The organism is Salinibacterium sp. NK8237 (genome assembly GCF_015864955.1).
In the GTDB taxonomy this organism is placed as follows: Bacteria; Actinomycetota; Actinomycetes; order Actinomycetales; family Microbacteriaceae; genus Rhodoglobus.
In genome coordinates, this window is record NZ_JADYWE010000001.1 from 624,005 (window position 1) to 638,791 (window position 14,787).

Annotated in this window: 13 protein-coding genes and 2 tRNA genes; 8 read left to right on the plus strand and 7 right to left on the minus strand. The window is 61.4% G+C overall.

The window, feature by feature from the left end; translation table 11 throughout:
* Positions 1 to 111: 111 nt before the first annotated feature.
* The 3 genes from I6E56_RS02995 (at position 112) to I6E56_RS03005 (ending at position 2,119) form a co-directional block, all read left to right on the plus strand.
* Complete coding sequence (locus tag I6E56_RS02995; RefSeq protein ID WP_197135945.1) at positions 112 to 690, plus strand: hypothetical protein; 579 nt, start codon at positions 112 to 114, stop codon at positions 688 to 690.
* Positions 691 to 755: 65 nt separating this feature from the next.
* Positions 756 to 1,475, plus strand: a complete 720-nt coding sequence (locus tag I6E56_RS03000) for a YcnI family protein (RefSeq protein ID WP_197135946.1) — start codon at positions 756 to 758, stop codon at positions 1,473 to 1,475.
* 8 nt (positions 1,476 to 1,483) lie between these two features.
* Positions 1,484 to 2,119, plus strand: coding sequence for a copper resistance protein CopC (locus tag I6E56_RS03005; protein ID WP_197135948.1), 636 nt, complete (start codon positions 1,484 to 1,486; stop codon positions 2,117 to 2,119).
* 101 nt (positions 2,120 to 2,220) lie between these two features.
* Here the strand turns inward: I6E56_RS03005 and I6E56_RS03010 are convergent, their stop codons facing one another.
* Both I6E56_RS03010 and I6E56_RS03015 read right to left on the minus strand, forming a co-directional pair.
* Positions 2,221 to 2,895, minus strand: coding sequence for an ATP-dependent Clp protease proteolytic subunit (locus I6E56_RS03010; RefSeq protein ID WP_197135950.1), 675 nt, complete (start codon positions 2,893 to 2,895; stop codon positions 2,221 to 2,223).
* Between the two features lie 2 nt (positions 2,896 to 2,897).
* Positions 2,898 to 3,503, minus strand: a complete 606-nt coding sequence (locus I6E56_RS03015; RefSeq protein WP_197105930.1) for an ATP-dependent Clp protease proteolytic subunit — start codon at positions 3,501 to 3,503, stop codon at positions 2,898 to 2,900.
* 119 nt (positions 3,504 to 3,622) lie between these two features.
* Between I6E56_RS03015 and I6E56_RS03020 the strand changes: the two genes are divergently transcribed.
* Complete coding sequence (locus I6E56_RS03020; protein ID WP_197135952.1) at positions 3,623 to 4,111, plus strand: tetratricopeptide repeat protein; 489 nt, start codon at positions 3,623 to 3,625, stop codon at positions 4,109 to 4,111.
* Positions 4,112 to 4,206: 95 nt separating this feature from the next.
* Complete coding sequence (locus I6E56_RS03025) at positions 4,207 to 5,163, plus strand: nucleoside hydrolase (RefSeq protein ID WP_231606219.1); 957 nt, start codon at positions 4,207 to 4,209, stop codon at positions 5,161 to 5,163.
* 76 nt (positions 5,164 to 5,239) lie between these two features.
* On the opposite strand, the gene tig is transcribed toward I6E56_RS03025, so the two are convergent.
* Positions 5,240 to 6,580: a trigger factor gene (tig, locus tag I6E56_RS03030; protein ID WP_197109773.1), complete on the minus strand. Its 1,341-nt coding sequence runs from the start codon at positions 6,578 to 6,580 to the stop codon at positions 5,240 to 5,242.
* 35 nt (positions 6,581 to 6,615) lie between these two features.
* Positions 6,616 to 6,689, minus strand: a tRNA-Pro gene (locus tag I6E56_RS03035).
* Positions 6,690 to 6,954: 265 nt separating this feature from the next.
* On the opposite strand from I6E56_RS03035, the gene I6E56_RS03040 reads away from it, so the two are divergent.
* Positions 6,955 to 7,028 (plus strand) — tRNA-Gly (locus tag I6E56_RS03040).
* Positions 7,029 to 7,141: 113 nt separating this feature from the next.
* On the opposite strand, the gene I6E56_RS03045 is transcribed toward I6E56_RS03040, so the two are convergent.
* Positions 7,142 to 7,993: an alpha/beta hydrolase fold domain-containing protein gene (locus tag I6E56_RS03045; RefSeq protein ID WP_231606220.1), complete on the minus strand. Its 852-nt coding sequence runs from the start codon at positions 7,991 to 7,993 to the stop codon at positions 7,142 to 7,144.
* A 66-nt stretch (positions 7,994 to 8,059) separates the two neighbouring features.
* Entirely contained in the window at positions 8,060 to 8,233 is a 174-nt protein-coding gene (locus tag I6E56_RS03050) for a hypothetical protein (protein ID WP_197135956.1), read from the minus strand.
* Between the two features lie 187 nt (positions 8,234 to 8,420).
* Between I6E56_RS03050 and I6E56_RS03055 the strand changes: the two genes are divergently transcribed.
* A complete protein-coding gene (locus I6E56_RS03055) occupies positions 8,421 to 8,606 on the plus strand; it encodes a DUF2510 domain-containing protein (RefSeq protein ID WP_197135957.1) in 186 nt (61 codons plus the stop codon).
* 175 nt (positions 8,607 to 8,781) lie between these two features.
* A complete protein-coding gene (locus I6E56_RS03060; RefSeq protein ID WP_197135958.1) occupies positions 8,782 to 14,121 on the plus strand; it encodes an SCO7613 C-terminal domain-containing membrane protein in 5,340 nt (1,779 codons plus the stop codon).
* Positions 14,122 to 14,138: 17 nt separating this feature from the next.
* On the opposite strand, the gene I6E56_RS03065 is transcribed toward I6E56_RS03060, so the two are convergent.
* Positions 14,139 to 14,786: a response regulator transcription factor gene (locus tag I6E56_RS03065; RefSeq protein ID WP_231600582.1), complete on the minus strand. Its 648-nt coding sequence runs from the start codon at positions 14,784 to 14,786 to the stop codon at positions 14,139 to 14,141.
* Between the last annotated feature and the right edge of the window lies 1 nt (position 14,787).

Consider the following 14,787-nt stretch of genomic DNA (forward strand, 5'->3'; position numbering starts at 1 on the left):
CGGCGTTTCGGCGAGTCGCCCACCGGGGCTCAGCCCACGCTCCCCCGGCGTCGCTACAGCGCTATACGAACTAGGCTTGAGGGGCTAACGCCGCTTGAGATAAGGAGCCCCATGCATACCCGTGCCATGCGCGTGCTTCGTGGCAGTCTCGCGGCGCTCTTCGCAACTTTCGCGGCCGCCATCTCGCATCACATTGCGGGCGGCGTCACCCCCTCGCTGTTCGGCATCGGCGTCTCTCTCGTCATCTCAGTCACTATTTGCACACTGTTGGCCGGCCGCACGGTCTCAATCGTTCGCCTGAGCGCTTCAATTCTCGCGAGCCAAGCGCTTTACCACACACTGTTTAGCGCGATGCTGGCGCCAGACGGCATCGCGCCGCACAACATGGCGGCCATGACCTTTGACTTCTCCTCGGCGGCCCAGACAGCGGATTCCGCGATGTCGCTCTCGCATCTCGCTGCCGCAGTCATCACAATTCTGATGTTCCGCTACGCCGAGGTTGCGTTCTGGGGATTGTTCGAAACTGCCCGCGTCTTTGTGTCGCGGCTTCTCGCATCCGCAACCCTCGCCGGAACCTACATTCTCGAATTCCGAGTTGTGCCAGTAGCAGCGCCAGCAACGCAGCTCGTTGCCCGAGTTCTCTCCATCATGCGTTATCGGGGCCCACCAGCCACCGTGCCCGCGGTTTAGCACTTCGCCGCTCAGCATCCCCGATATTTGTCGCGCTATCGCGACCCCTTTTGAGAAAGAAACTAATGAAGAATTTCACTAAAGCTGCACTCGCACTTTCTGCGGGCGCCGCCCTCGCCATTGCAGCACCACTCGCCGCCATGGCCCACGTCACGATCGATCCCGGCCAGGCAGAACCAGGCGATTACTCACTCATCACCGTCAAGGTTCCGAACGAATCGGAAACGGAACAAACGAATCGGGTAGAGCTGTTCTTGCCCACCGATACTCCTTTCACGAGCGTGCGTTTCGTGCCGGTAGCCGGCTGGGATGCTGAACTCGTGCGCAGCGAACTGCCCGAGCCTGTCATGATCGGCGAAAGCGAAATCACCGAGGCTGTGACCTCGATCGTGTGGACAGCGCAGGCCGGCTCAGAGCTCGGTGATGGCGGACTCCTGCTGCTCCCCGTCTCCCTCGGCCCGGTTCCCGACGTCGGAAGTGTTGTGCTCGCTGCAGACCAGAGCTACACCGACGGAAGCGTTGTCAGCTGGAACGGTGTTGAAGAGGATGCCGAAAAGCCTGCGCCGATCCTCTACGTCAACGACGAAGCGGTCGACCACCACGACGCTGCAACCGACAGCGACGAAGGCGACCACGACGCTGACGAGGCCGATGAGGAAATGCACTCTGCCGATTCCTCAAGCAGCAGTGACGCCGTCGCTCGCGGTCTCGGCATCGCCGGCCTCGTAGCTGGTCTCGCCGGTCTCGTCGCCGCATTCGCTTTCCGCCGCCCCACCGCGAAGTAGTTCACCCCATGCGTCGAGTTATTCGCGTCGGCGCCGCGTTCGGCGCGGTCACGCTAGCAGCCCTCACGCTGCTCGTGGCCGCGCCCGCGTACGCCCACAACTATCTCGTCGAGAGCACCCCCCTTGAGGGCGAGACCCTCACCGTGCTCCCCGACGAATTTTCGGTCACCACAAACGACACGCTGCTCGATCTTGCTGACGACGGTGGTGGGTTCGCGATTCAGATCTTGGATTCCGAGGGCGGCTACTACGGTGACGGTTGCTTCACCATCCGCGACGCGACGTTGTCAACTGGCGCGACCTTGGGTGAAGCAGGCGACTATCGAATGCTGTGGCAATTGGTTTCCGCCGACGGCCACACTGTGTCTGCTGAGGTAGATTTCACCTGGGCACCAGAGGCCGAACAAGTCGTTACTGAGCCCCTGAGCGGACCTCCAGCCTGCGGAGGCGGAACCCTGGAGGAGTCCACTCCCCCGGCAGATTCACCCGACACAGCGCAGGACGACGCTGACAGTGAAGCCGCCACAGCAGACGCCGGCACCATCGTGCTCGTCGGTGGAGCTATCGCTCTCGTGCTTGTTGCGGGGGTTGCGATCTTCTTGATCACCGCGAAGCGTAAGAAGGACGAACACGACGCGTCCTAGCGACCGAGACTCCATCAACGCTAGACGCTGAAACGAAGCGTTAACGTACTAAGGCCGCCACTCTGAATGAGTGGCGGCCTTAGTACGTTGGAACATAAAAGCTAGCTGGTGATCGCCGGAAGCGTCTTGCGGCTCGTGAGCACCTGGTCGATGAGACCGTACTCCATTGCCTCAGCTGCGCTCAGGATCTTGTCGCGCTCGATGTCCTTGTTGATCTCTTCAGGAGTGCGGTTCGAGTGGAACGACAGGGTCTCTTCGAGCCATCCGCGCATGCGCAGAATCTCGCGAGCCTGAATCTCGATGTCCGATGCCTGGCTCGAGCCTTCAGAACCACCACTGGGCTGGTGGATGAGGATGCGCGCGTTGGGCAGAGCCAAACGCTTTCCCTTGGTTCCACCAGCGGTGATCACGGCAGCCGCTGATGCAGCCTGGCCGAGAACAACGGTCTGAATCTGCGGACGAATGTACTGCATCGTGTCGTAGATCGCCGTCATCGCGGTGAACGATCCACCGGGTGAGTTGATGTACATGACGATGTCGCGGTCAGGGTCTTGGCTCTCGAGAACGAGAAGCTGAGCCATAACGTCGTCAGCGGAAGCGTCGTCGATCTGCACACCCAAGAAGATGATGCGGTCTTCGAACAGCTTCGCGTACGGGTCTTGACGCTTGTAGCCATAGGCCGTGCGCTCTTCGAACGTCGGCAAGATGTAGCGAGCATCAGCATCCGGACGACCAATGCCGGCGGGAGCCTGTGCTCCGAGGTTAAAGTTCTCCATAATTAGTCCTTCTTGCCGGTTGCGTTGTCTTCAGTTCCGCCGCCGCCAACGACGTCGGAGGCGAATTCGCGGAGGTGATCGACGAAGCCATATTCGAGGGCTTCTTTGGCCGTGAACCAGTTGTCACGGTCGTTGTCGATGAGAACCTGCTCGACGCTCTTGCCTGTTTGCTCGGCGGTGAGCTCGGCCATGCGCTTCTTCATATCGAGGATGACGCCAGCCTGAGTCTGGATGTCTGCAGCGGTTCCACCGAATCCACCCGACGGCTGGTGCAGGAGCACACGCGCGTTGGGGGTGATGTAGCGCTTGCCCTTGGTGCCCGAGGAGAGCAGGAACTGCCCCATCGAGGCGGCAAGGCCAATGCCGACGGTGACGATGTCGTTCGGCACGAACTTCATCGTGTCGTAGATCGCCATTCCCGCGGTGATGGATCCACCGGGTGAGTTGATGTAAAGGTAGATGTCGCGCTTGGGATCCTCTGCTGCGAGCAGCAAGATCTTTGCGCAGATCTCGTTCGCGTTTGCATCGCGCACCTCTGAGCCGAGCCAGATGATGCGGTCCTTGAGGAGTTGGTCGAAGATGCTCGAGACCAATGCCGGTTGGGCCATTGTTGCGCTCCATTTCAGTTATCGCGTGATACGAATCTATCCGAGTACGCGCCGCTATTCTGGCGTGTTCGCCCTAGGCAAAGTACCGCGTCGCCGGAGGCTGCTTGTAGGCTCGCCAAATGCAGCAGACTTGGCGCGATCGAATCGCAGATATTTGGGCCCACGCCGCCACTATGGCCGAGGGAGATGTTGTCGCGGCAATTGATGAGCTCGTTGCTGAACGTGCCGCTGACGACGCTGAGGCGTTGTTCGAGGCAGCGGGCGCCCGCGACTATGCCGGGCGTGAGACTGAGGCAGAGCCGCTGTACCGCAGTGCTCTTAACAATGGGTTGGATGCCGCCCTGCGGCCACGCGCGGTCATCCAGTTGGCGAGTACGCTGCGCAATCTCAATCGCGTCGATGAGTCGATTGCTTTGCTCGAGCAGCAGTTGCACGAGCATCCCGACGATGAGTGGACGGGGCCAACCGCCGCATTTCTCGCCCTTGCCCTCACCACTCGCGGCGATCCAACGCTCGGGGCTTCGGTCGCGCTGATGGCCTTGGCTAACTATTTGCCGATCTATCAGCGTTCGGTGCGCGGCTACGCAGCGGAGCTGGTGGCGGAGTAGCGTCACCCAGCGCTTGCCACGGCAGCACTACGGCACCCCACTCCCCTCAGTCGCCTCAGCGTCGGCAGGCTCTTTGCGACCATTAGCATTGCCGAATGCAGCAAATGATTCTCGACGTTGATACCGGCATTGATGACGCGCTCGCGCTCCTGTTGGCGGTGCGGCATCCGGGAGTCAATCTGCGGGCTGTCACGTGCGTCGCCGGCAATGCGAGCCTCGAACAGGTGGTGCGCAACACTCTGACGGTCTTGGATGCTGCGGGCGCGGGAGATATTCCGGTTGCGGCAGGCGCTCACCGTCCGCTGCTCTCTGAGGCTCATTCAGCGGCTCACGTGCACGGCGCTGACGGTCTTGGCGACCTCGGTTTACCCGAGTCGCCGCGCACTGTCGTGCCACTGCACGCGGTTGAACTGCTGCGTCGAGAAATTCTGGCGAGCCCGACGCCGGTAACGCTCGTGCCGCTTGCGCCGATGACCAACATTGCGCTTCTCGTGCGACTGTACCCAGAAGTGTTAGACAACGTGGAGCGGATCGTCTTCATGGGAGGTTCAGCCTCTGTCGGCAATGCCACTGCGGTTGCCGAGTTCAATACGTGGCACGATCCCGAGGCAGCTGAAATCGTGTTGACCTCTGGTGTCCCCATCACCATGTATGGCTTGGATGTGTTCTATGCCGTGACAATCCCGCCTGAGGACATCGTTCGGCTCGCCGCCAGTCCCGAACCCGGCACGCAGCTCGCCGGGCGCCTGCTGCAGCATTTGGTCACAGTAAAAGGCAGTGAGGTGCGCGTCGCCGGTGATGGACACGGCGATATTGGCGATGCGGGCGCGGTGTGCGCTGCGATCGATCCGGATGGACTCAGCACCACACATCTGCCGGTGCGAGTGAGCCTGGCTGATCCTCTCACTCGCGGACAAACGGTCGTGGATCATCGCACGGCCGGCCACGACCAGGCCGGAGCAGGAGATCCCCTTTTCCGCCGAATTGATGTGGCGCTCGGGATCGATAGCGCTCGTTACGCGAAGCTGTTCCTCGACACGATCACACGATAGTTCAAGCGAAACGGCCCGTTAACGACCTCACGGCCAACTAGATAACTAGTCGGCCGTGAGGGTTAAGCGAAGTGTTTTAGGACTCGTCGTCTGCTGCTTCTACTGAAGCAACTTCGGGAGCTTCCTCAACGGGCTCGGCGTTTGCTACGGCGGTGAATGCCGAAACGTCTACCGACTTGCCCTTGGTGTCAACGACCTTGGCCTTGCTGAGCACGACTGCGAGAGCCTTGCTGCGAGCGACCTCAGCAACCATGGCCGGGATCTGGCCGTTCTTGTCCAGGATCTGGATGAACTCGCCGGGCTCCATGCCGTACTGCTGTGCGCCCTGCACGAGGTACGAGGTGAGCTCTTCTTGGCTGACCTTGATCTCTTCGGACTCAACGATGGAGTCGAGCAGAATCTGCGAACGGAAGGTCTTCTCGCTTGCGATAACGACCTCGGCGCGGTGCTCGTCGTCTTCGAGGCGGTTCTCGTTCTCGAGGTGACGGTGAACTTCGTCTTCAACGAGCTTCTCGGGAACGGGGATCTCAACGCTCTTGAGCAGCTCGTCAACGATCTGGTCGCGAGCTTCTGCACCCTGGCCGAACGACTTGGAGCGCTTGATCTGCTCCTTGAGGTCTGCCTTGAGTTCCTTGATGGTGTCGAACTCGCTCGCCATCTGAGCGAAGTCGTCGTCTGCTTCGGGAAGCTCGCGCTCCTTGACGGTGAGAAGCGACACGCTGATTACAGCGGTTTCGCCCTCGTGGTCGCCGCCGAGCAGTACGGACTCGAAGGTGGTCGATTCGCCGGCGCTGAGCGAGTCAAGTGCCTCGTCGATGCCTTCGATCAGTTCACCCGAGCCGAGCTCGTAGGAAATGCTGGTTGCGGAGTCAACCTCGGTCTCGCCGATCTTGGCGACGAGGTCGAGCTGAGCGAAGTCGCCCTTCGTGGCGGGGCGTTCGACGGTAACGAGCGTGCCGAAGCGGGCACGCAAGGTGTCGAGCTCGTCCTTGACGTCGTCTGCCGAAACCTTGACTTCTTCAACCGTGAGGGTGAGCTCGTCGTAGGCGGGCATGTCGAACTCGGGGCGAACGTCTACCTCAATCGCGAGAACGAGGTCTCCGCTGAAGTCTTTGACCTCGGGCCACGTGACAATGTCTGCCTCGGGGCGACCGAGAACGCGAATCTCTTCTTCGGTGACGGCCTGGCGGTAGAAACCGTCAAGTCCGTCGCTGACCGCGTGGTTCAGGATCTCTTCGCGGCCGACACGCTGGTCAACCAGCTGCGGCGGAACTTTTCCCTTGCGGAAACCGGGGATGTTGATCTGCGAGGCGATGTGGCCATACGCGTGATCGATGCTCGGCTTGAGTTCTTCGGGGGTGACCGAGATGTTGAGCTTGACGCGGGTCGGGCTCAGTTTCTCAACGGTTGTCTTCACGTCGTGGATCTCCTGTAATTCGATGGTGTATTTCGTCGGGGCGACAGGATTCGAACCTGCGACCTCTCGGTCCCAAACCGAGCGCTCTACCAAGCTGAGCTACGCCCCGGGGCGCCGTGCTGTTGTGCTGTCATGCAGTCATGGCACCGGGTAGCGGTGCCGTTACAAAATTGACCTCGGCAAGTCTAGCCTGAGCGCGCACCGAATGTTGACGAGATACCCAGATCAGTCTTTTTCGGGCCGCGCTGAGAGCATTTACTGGGCTAGAACCCAGTAATTTACGGATGAATTACGCGGGTAGCGATCTCGACTTCGCACTTTGCCAGGTTTCGGGTACAGTATTCCTCGGTGCACAGCATGATCGGGTGCCGAGTGGGGATGTAGCTTAATGGTAAAGCCTCAGTCTTCCAAACTGATGACCGGAGTTCGATTCTCCGTATCCCCTCCACTACAGAACGAAGGCCACCTCGGTTGAGGTGGCCTTCGTTCGTTAACGCTCAGGCCGCATCCCGTTCGAGAGAGCGCTAGGCGCCGGCAACGGAGCGCTAGTTGCAGTGCGGGCTAAGCAGCAGAGCTACCGCGAGTGATCGCGCTCGCGATCACTTGTCGAGCATCCGCGGCTTCGGGAATCGGCAGGAGTGGGTAATCGTGGATCATGCCCTCGCCAACGTGAAAGTCGAGCGCAACGCCTTCGCTCTTTGCGCGCGCACGGAGGCGCAGCGCATCCGCGTGCACAAGGCCGCGTGTGCCAGTGAACAGCGTGATCGGCCCGAGACCAGTGAGGTCGCCGTGGATGGGGCTGACGCGCCAATCACTCTCGTCGAGTTCGCCACGATAGAGGGCACCGGCCGCGTGGGTACCCGGAACCGCGAGCCAGGGGTCGCGCGGCGCAATCTCTGCGAGCATTGGATCTGTGCCGCTGATATCGAGCCACGGTGCGATCAGCACGATCGAGTGGAGCGGCGGAAGCTTGCGATCTCGAAGCTCCATTGACACCGCCATTGTCATCCCGCCGCCCGAGGAATCGCCCATGACACTGACGTTCTCAGCACCCACATCGGTGACAATCGACTGAACAATTGTTGCCGCACGATCGACGACAGCGGCGGCACGCGCTTCAGGCGCGAGCGGCATGATCGGCACCGTAAACGTTGCTCCGGTGGCACGCACGAGGCGGGCGATGAACTTCCAGTGCAGCGGATTGATCTGGAATACGTAAGACCCACCGTGAAGGTAGACAACGTGGCCGGCGTTCGATGGCGTCTTCGGCGCGATCGTAAACACTGGCCAGCCGCCAATTTCGTGGGATGACACGTTCACGTGCCGAGAAATCGATGCGGGTGGCTCGAACGAAACTGGGTTCTTTCGAAGTTCATCGATCCGCGCAAGAGTGCGCTGGGGATCGCTGAACATGCGTTTGGACCCTCGCAGGGTTAACGCAAGTGGAGCGAGCCGGCTAAGAAGGCTCGCCATAGTGAGCTAGCTGTCGACGCGCTTCATGACATGAATGGGGATGAAGACACCCGCCGTGGTAACGAGCAAGCCGCCGATGAATACGACCGACTCAAGGCCCTCCACGTAGAAAGCTTCGCCCATCATGTAGATGCCGCCCACAAAGAGTACGAAGGAGATTACGAAACCGAAGATATTCACGGCTCCATCTTACTCATGCGGGGCGGAACTTCGAAGTCACCCGCGCCGCCGAAAGTGACCTCTTGTCACGGCTCGCGCGTGCCCCCTATACTGGGGCTAGCCGTTACCCCGAACTGATCCTCCGCGGCTGGATCGAATGCCACACCCCGTATCGCCCCTCGTGGCAGGGCAACTTTGGACTCCCCCGATGTCTAACACCGCAACTCAACTTCCCCCTTTTGGCTGGTACCCGGACCCCGCAGGCAGTCACATGCTGCGCTGGTGGGACGGCAAGGCATGGACTAATCGTCTCGAAAAGCCTCGTCCCGAAATTCAGGCCGCACACGGTTACAACCACAATCAGTCCACACTTTCGCGCCTTATCGCTTCTTAAGCTTTAGTCAGCGATACTCTGGGGCTTCCTCCCGAAAGGAAGTCCCGAGTACATGGTTGATGCACCGCGTTCGTTCATAGAGCACGTCGGTCACGTTCTTTTTCCCCGTGGCCCGCTAGACCTCACAGATACTTCGCGATGCCCGGCGTGCTTTGTCGCGCTCCCGCCTTCCGCGGTGTGCTCACAATGTGGGCTTGATCTCAATCACCCGGATGCCGCCCTTCTCCGCGAAAAATCACTCGACGTCGCAACACTGCTCGATTCCCGGCTCGAGCTCATCGGCAAGATTCGTTTCGAGACCGCAGCCGAACGCAAACGCGTTCGTGACGAAGCTCGGGATGCCGAATACGCTGCGCTCGAAGCTGCGACAGCACAACGCGCAGCCCGCGCGGCCGCGATGTTGCAATCCAGCGATCACACCGTTGCGGCCCAAGAGACGCCGGCTCCGATCGAATCTCCGGCGCATCCCCAGTTCCCGCCGCCCGCGCACATCGCTGCTCCCACGCCGCAAGTCTCCACGCCGGTTATTCCCGCTCCGGCCGCTTCCACGACGCTGACTCCCGTTTCAGCTCCCCACGATGCGGAAGCCACAGCTCCGACAACGATCGACGCCCCCGCTGCTCGCTCGCACGCGGGCATCCAAGTCATCCTGCTGATCGTGGGTGTGTCGCTGCTCTCAGTCGGCGCAATCTTCTTCCTTATCTACGCCTTCATTAGCTTTGGGCTCATTTGGCGGTCGGCGATCATCGCAACCATCACTATCGCCAGCATCGTCGGGGCAACCATGGTGAAGAAGCGTGGGCTCTCTGCTACCGCTGAAGCCCTATCCGCACTTGCCATCGTGCTTGTCGGGCTCGATATCTACGCTGTGCGTGCGAATGAATTACTTGTCGTCGGCGACTCTGCCGGCCGCGTGTACTGGGGCTCAGCGATGATCGTCGCTGCGCTGGGATTCATGTGGTGGCATCGGGCGAGCACAATCAGGCTCGTCAATGTGGTGGCGTTCGTGGCTTTCCCGCCCGCGGCTGCCCTCGTCGTCGCCGGCTTGACCGACGGACGGTTCCCTGAGGCAAATGTGCTGCTCCCCATGGTGGCGTTCACCACCGCGACGCTCATCTACCTCGTAGCTGCGCACGGAGAATACTCTGGGCGAGTAGAGCGCACGACCATGCTCGTTTTCGCCTGCCTGGGGCTCTCGATCGGGTTCTTCAGCGCAATCATCTCTCTGTTCGTCTCGTCAGAATTCGCTGGCAATCGCTCGACGGGAATCTGGCTCCTCGTCTTGGGCGCGGTAGCGGCAATCCACAGCGTCGCGGCTCATCGCGCGGCCTTCGATCCGATCATCCGCAACACTTTCGCGATGATCGCAGGTCTCACGATCGCGACAGCAGTGTCGACTCTCCTATCGAACGACTCCCCTATCGCGGTGTTCTCCGTTGCCGCTGCGCTCACCACTCTTGCGGTGCTGAGCGAGGCGAGCGGGCGACACTTCGGCCCGACAAGCCGGAGTACCACCCTGTGGGCATCGCTCGGCGTGTGGGCGATTACCGCGATTGCGCTGATCGCGCCCCTCAGTGCGTCGCTCTCTGTAGCGCTGCAGTATTTCTCTCAGACGTCCCTGCGCCGCACTACCGCGGCGAGCGCGCCGTTCGCCATCAGCGACAATGGGTGGCCTCAGCTTGCCCTCCTCAGCGTTCCAGTAATTATGGCGTTGGCGTGGTGGGCTACGCGCCAACTCCGCGCTCGGCTTTCTCTGCTTCTCGCGAGCGCAGGTGCAGCGCTCGCCCTGGCAGCGCCGCTGGCCGGAACACTGCTGCTCGCTGTTGCCGTGTGGCTTGCGCTAGCTGTACTGGCTGTCGTGGCAATCGGTGTGAGCCAACGCCGCCGCCCCGGACCGCGCCTCAGCACAGTCATTCTTGCCCTGGGCGGCTTCACACCGTTAGCGCTTGCCTTCGGTTCAGGATGGTCGAGCTACGGAACGTGGCTTCTCGCCAGCCTCGGCACAGCGGCCGTGCTCTTTGCTGCCCGCTACCTCGTGACCGTCGTTTCAGTTCGCACGACGATGCTGGGCTTAACGACGCTTGTGCTGTTGCTCGCGGCTGCGGGCCTGGGAGAACAGCTGCAATTTGCGCTCACTCCCCTCGATCCCCATCCGCTCGAATCGTGGATGACCGTCTCCGTTCTTGCCGTCGTCATCAGCGCGCGATCGCTCTGGCCCCGCACCCGCGAAGTGACCGCCCTCGAACGACAGGTTCTGTGGTGGATAGGGTTTGTCGGCACCGCAGTTGCGGGCACCATTCTCTGGGCAGCAACAGGCAGCGGAGCCCCTTTCGCGAACGCACCACTCGCCCTGAGCCTCACAACCATCAGCCTGCTCGTCTCTGTGCTGTTCGTCGCAGTGCTTATCGTCACGATGCTGAACAACACCGCGCTAGTTGCCCGAGCATCAGCGAATACGGGCGCTACGAATGCCGCGAGCGCAACGAGTGCACCGAGTGCACCGACAGGGCGCTCGATCGAAAGCTTCGTTGCCGCTGCGGCGCTCGCGCCCGCACTGGTGTGGGCACTCGATAGTGCGAGCCGTACCGCTGGTCTCGGCGCTATAGCGATCGAATTAGCACCGGCCACGGCATCCGTTCTGGTCGGAGCGCTCACGATGACCCTGCGTGTGCGGGGCCGACACACATTCGTGCGACGTATCGCTGAACTCAGCGCGCTCACCGTCGCACTGCTCACGACAGCGAGTGCAATTCTTCAGCCCCACGAGACACACTGGCTGATCGCGCTTCTCGTCTCGATCACCCTTCTGCTGGCATCGATCTCCGCCGACGGAATTGTAGGCTCCGCTTCGCCACGGCGCTTCGTTATCTGGGGTGCGGTCGCGTTCTCCACGTGGGCCTTGTGGCTGCGCCTCGAGCAATACAGGGTCGAAGCTCTCGAGGCCTACGTGCTGCCGCTCGCCGCGGTTGTGGTGGCAATCGCCATCTTTACGGCCAGAGCAGAACTACGCGAATCCCGCCTGCGCTCTGGAGCGTTCATCGCTCTCGCTGGACTCCTTATCGCCGTTGTGCCGCTCGCGCTGAACTCCGCAAGTGGCTCAGGCACCAGCACCCTCGTCATCTCCGCCCTGTGTGCGGCGCTCCTGATTGCCGCGTCGTTCATTGCGCCGCGCGAGTCGTTGCTCAGTTTCTGGGGAATCGCCGTTGTTGCCTCAGCCACGGGACTCATCACCGCCACGGCAGCGCGCGTTCTCTACTCCGTGACCGCCGCACCGAGCGCGCTGCCCGAAGCAGAAGTGTGGCTCGTCGGCGCTGTAACCCTCATGACGATCGCGAGTTTCGGACTCGCCTCCGCCGGTTTCGTGAGTGTCTCGCACTCCACCCTGTGGCAGCGGTCGGGGCCCGTGCTGCTCGGCGCCGCCGTGACACTGCTGTATGTGGTTGAGGGCATCATCGTGATTGACCCGTCCACTTCGTCGACACCGCTCTCCGACATCCGGCTGCTTGCCTTAGTCACTCTCGGCGCGGTACTGCTCGTTGTGGGCGCGCGCTTCACGACGCCGCCTCTCACCCCCCACGTGACCTACCTTGCGTTCACCCTCGCGTCGTTCATTGCACTCGCTACCTACGCCCTGGGCGTTGTGCAGTACCTCGAGTTCTGGCTGATCGCCGCCATCCTTGGTTTCGGGATGATCGTACGAGCACTGATTATTCGCTCGCGTGAGGCCTCGATGCTCGAAACCCAAACACTCTGGTGGACAGGCTTCGGCGCGACCGTATTCGCCGGAGCACACTTCTGGAATGCAAACGTCGTCGGCGGATCAGGAGTCACTGCTCCTTTCATGCTCGATGTATCCCTCATCAACGCCCTTGGTGCCGCGCTGCTCGTCGTGGCGTTGAGCTTCACCATTTTCGCGCGAGGCTCAGACACGTTTGCGCCCGAGAACATTGCCGCAGCGGCAGCTCTCGCCCCAGCGACCGCCTGGCTGTTCGATAGCACTGCCAGACTGCTCGAGCTCTCGGCAGTCGTGATCGAACTAGCTCCCGCAACCACAGCCGTGCTCGTCGCAGCATTCAGCATGGTTCTGCGACTGCGGGATCACCGTAGCGCCGTTCGTCGAGCAAGCGAGATCAGCGCCCTTACGGTTGCCGCAATCACGACGGTGAGTGCGGTTATCGATCCACAGAGCACACCATGGCTGATCGTGTTGTTTGTGTCGGTCGCACTGCTACTCAGTGCCATTTCGACTGACGGAGTGTTCGGGTCGGCATCGCTTCGCCGCCACATGGTGTGGGCTGCGGTGGCGTTCGGCACGTGGGCACTGTGGCTTCGACTCGATCAGGCCCGCGTCGACGCTCTTGAAGCGTACGTTCTGCCTCTCAGCGCCGTCGTGATCGCCCTCTCGATACTGATTGCACGCGCAGAGCTGAGAGCGGCGCGGCTAGCTTCCGCACCGGCGATCGCGCTCGTCGGTCTCCTCATTGCCGTGCTTCCCCTCGCGCTCAATGCTGCTGACGGCAACGGACTCCGCACTCTCATCATTGCGGGACTCTGCGGAGCTCTCTTAGTGGCTGCCGCCTTCGTAGAACCACGCAGCGAGCTCATCGACTTCTGGGGCGTCGCAATCATTGCGTCCGCATCCGGGCTCATTCTCGCGACCGCGTCACGGGCATTCATCCTGCTGTCTGAAAATAGAGGACTGTTGCCCGAACTCGACTCCGGTCTGCTGGTCGCGGTTGCGCTACTGGCTCTCGCCAGCTTCGGTGCCGCTGCCAGCGGATTCTCTCGTGACGAAAACCGCCCGGGATGGGCAGTCATGAGCGAAGTGCTGCTCGGCAGTGCCCTCGTGCTGCTATACGGGATAGAAATTCTGGCGTTGCTCGGCACAGACCAGCGAAACGCGTCGGTCGACGCCGTTCGCATCATTGGCCTGGTCGCACTCGGCAGCGTTCTTCTCGTGCTCGCGGCTCGTGCCTCTACACGACCGCTTACCCACCGCATGAGCTACCTCGCTTTCACCCTCGCCAGCATCCTTGGTGTGATCGGGTATTTCGGAACGCTCGTGGAGCCACTCGAGTGGGTGTCCGTGCTTCTCGGGGTGGCTCTGCTCGCCCACGGAGGGCTGCGGATGATGAGCGATCCGGATGCGCGCAGCATGCAGTGGCTGAGCGGCGGCCTCGTTGTGCTGCTGGCCCCCAGTCTCATCGCGACGTTTGTGGACACCGATAGCGCGGGAACTCAGTGGCGCATTGTTGCTCTCGGCATCGTCGCCGTAACGATCATCGTGCTCGGAGCATGGCTGAAGCTCAAAGCGCCCCTCATCATTGCCACCATTGTCGTTCTCATTCACGCTTCGCACACGTTTGCTCCCGCGCTCATCAGCTTCTATCAGCTGACCTCGTGGTGGCTGTGGGCTGTAGTCGGTGGCGCGATCGTGTTGTTCCTCGGCATTACGCTCGAGCGGCGCATCCGCGATCTCAAGACGCTCAACACCAAGTTCAGCGCTCTTCGCTAAGCAGGAAGAAGGCGACGCTAGCGCTGCAACCAGGTGAGCACCGCGAGAACGCGGCGGTGGTCGCTGCCCGAATCTTCGAGATTCAGTTTCTGAAAGATTGCCGTCACGTTCTTTTCGACCGCGCCAACACCGATGACGAGCTGCTTAGCGATAGCCGCATTCGTGCGGCCCTCGGCCACGAGCGTCATGACCTCGTGCTCCCGCGGCGTCAACGACATCAACGGATCCTGCCGGCGGCCCACGAGCTGAGCCACAACTTCGGGATCAAGCACCGTGCTGCCAGCAGAAATCCGCTCCACCGCATCCTGCAACTCATCCAGAGAGGCGACGCGGTCCTTCAAGAGGTAGCCGACCCCGCCGCGACCTGACGACAAGAGCTCTTGCGCATACACAACCTCGACATACTGCGAGAGCAAGAGGATGCCGATCTGGGGCCGCAATTCACGCAAGCGAATGGCGGCGCGCACTCCCTCATCCCGAAACGTCGGCGGCATGCGCACGTCGAGCACCACAAGATCGGGAGCACAGTCGTCGAGGTTCGCGAGCAGCTCATCCGCGTCTCCAAACGCACCAACAACATCGAAGCCGGCTTCGACGAGCACACGCACGAGCCCTTCGCGTAGCAGTACCGAATCATCAGCAACGGCAACACGCAAAGGGCTCATG

Excerpts from the sequence above, each read along its gene's own strand:
- I6E56_RS03020 (WP_197135952.1), top strand. The coding sequence starts at position 3,623 with ATGCAGCAGACTTGGCGCGATCGAATCGCAGATATTTGGGCCCACGCC.
- I6E56_RS02995 (WP_197135945.1), top strand. The coding sequence starts at position 112 with ATGCATACCCGTGCCATGCGCGTGCTTCGTGGCAGTCTCGCGGCGCTC.
- I6E56_RS03010 (WP_197135950.1), bottom strand. The coding sequence starts at position 2,895 with ATGGAGAACTTTAACCTCGGAGCACAGGCTCCCGCCGGCATTGGTCGT.
- I6E56_RS03015 (WP_197105930.1), bottom strand. The coding sequence starts at position 3,503 with ATGGCCCAACCGGCATTGGTCTCGAGCATCTTCGACCAACTCCTCAAG.
- I6E56_RS03000 (WP_197135946.1), top strand. The coding sequence starts at position 756 with ATGAAGAATTTCACTAAAGCTGCACTCGCACTTTCTGCGGGCGCCGCC.
- I6E56_RS03055 (WP_197135957.1), top strand. The coding sequence starts at position 8,421 with ATGTCTAACACCGCAACTCAACTTCCCCCTTTTGGCTGGTACCCGGAC.
- I6E56_RS03005 (WP_197135948.1), top strand. The coding sequence starts at position 1,484 with ATGCGTCGAGTTATTCGCGTCGGCGCCGCGTTCGGCGCGGTCACGCTA.
- I6E56_RS03045 (WP_231606220.1), bottom strand. The coding sequence starts at position 7,993 with ATGTTCAGCGATCCCCAGCGCACTCTTGCGCGGATCGATGAACTTCGA.
- I6E56_RS03065 (WP_231600582.1), bottom strand. The coding sequence starts at position 14,786 with ATGAGCCCTTTGCGTGTTGCCGTTGCTGATGATTCGGTACTGCTACGC.
- I6E56_RS03025 (WP_231606219.1), top strand. The coding sequence starts at position 4,207 with ATGCAGCAAATGATTCTCGACGTTGATACCGGCATTGATGACGCGCTC.